Source organism: Edaphosphingomonas laterariae, assembly GCF_900188165.1.
Classification (GTDB): domain Bacteria; phylum Pseudomonadota; class Alphaproteobacteria; order Sphingomonadales; family Sphingomonadaceae; genus Sphingomonas_E; species Sphingomonas_E laterariae.
This window is the reverse complement of record NZ_FZOS01000078.1, coordinates 1-1600: the sequence shown is the minus strand read 5'-3', so window position 1 is coordinate 1600 and position 1600 is coordinate 1. Positions and strand designations below refer to the sequence as shown.

Annotated in this window: 1 protein-coding gene; it reads left to right on the top strand. The window is 67.0% G+C overall.

Annotated features, from left to right (window positions below; translation table 11 throughout):
* Window positions 1-1600: strawberry notch C-terminal domain-containing protein (locus tag CHB74_RS21430; RefSeq protein WP_179220959.1), on the top strand; the 1600-nt coding region annotated here is incomplete at both ends.

Here is a 1600-nt window from a genome sequence, read left to right as displayed (position 1 = left end):
GGCGCATGAAATGGCCGGGGTGGCCGGCGGCGAGGGCCGGTTCGGCGCCACGAAAGGGTCCGAGCAGGGCATTGCCGGCGTCCGCCTGCAAAATCTCGCTCCGCGCGCCCGGATTCTCTACGCCTCGGCGACGGGCGCCTCGGATGTCAACAATCTTGCCTATGCGACACGCCTCGGATTGTGGGGACCGCAGACGGCCTTCGCCGACCGGCGGGCCTTCGTGGAATCCCTGCGCCGAGGCGGCATCGCGGCGATGGAGTTGATCGCCCGCGACCTCAAAGCGCAGGGCCTCTATGCCGCGCGGGCGCTCAGCTTCGCCGGCGTCGAATATGACATCCTCGAGCATCGGCTCAGCGAAGAACAGATCGCCGTCTACAATGCCTATGCCGATGCCTGGGCGATCATTCACAACAATCTGCAGGCCGCGCTCGCCGCCACGCGCGTCACCGACGGCTTCAGCGGTGCCACCTATAATAGCGGCGCGAAGGCCGCGGCATTGTCGATCTTCGAATCGACCAAGCAACGCTTCTTCGGCCAGATCCTGCTGTCGATGAAGCTGCCCTCGCTGATCCCGGCGATCGCCGCCGATCTCGCGCGCGGCGACTGCGCCGTCGTCCAGCTCGTGTCGACCTCGGAAGCGATGCTCGATCGTGCCCTTGCCGACCTGTCCCCCGAGGAGCGCGCCTGGCTCGATATCGAGCTGTCCCCGCGCGAATTCCTGGTCGATTATCTGACCGCGGCCTTTCCCGTGCGCCAGATGCGCACCTATACCGACGATAGCGGCACGGTGCGCTCGGAACCGATGATCGACGAGGCCGGGCAGCCCGTGCTGTGCCGGGAAGCGATGGCCATGCGCGACCAGCTCCTCGAGCAACTCTGTGCGCTGCCGGTCGTCGGCTCGGCGCTCGATCACATAATCGGGCATTTCGGGACGGAGGCTGTGGCCGAGGTGACGGGCCGCAGCCGGCGGATCGTCGTCGATGCCGACGGCCGTCAGCGGATCGAACGGCGCAGCGCGCGCACGAACCTCGCGGAGACCGACATCTTCATGCGCGGCGAAAAGCGCATCCTGATCTTCTCCGACGCCGGCGGCACGGGGCGGAGTTACCACGCCAGCCTCGACGCGCCCAATCAGAGCCGCCGCATTCACTATCTCCTCGAGCCCGGTTGGCGCGCGGACGCGGCGATCCAGGGGCTGGGCCGCACGCACCGCACCCACCAAGCCTGCCCGCCCTTGTTTCGGCCCGTTTCCACCGATTGCCGTGGCGAACGGCGGTTCATCTCGACCATCGCCCGGCGCCTCGACAGCCTGGGCGCGCTGACCCGTGGCCAACGCCAGACCGGCGGGCAGGGACTTTTCGACCCCCGCGACAATCTGGAGTCCGACTTCGCGCGGGAATCGCTCGACCAGTGGTTTCGCCTGCTGTTCCAGGCAAAACTCCAATCGGTCCACTTCGATCAGTTCCAGGCGCTCACCGGTTTGAACCTGGCCGGGGAGGGCGGGGGGCTCACCGAGACCTTGCCCACGATCCAGCGGTGGTTGAACCGCATCCTGGCGCTGCGCATCGACCTGCAGAACGCGATCTTCGACGAATATCTC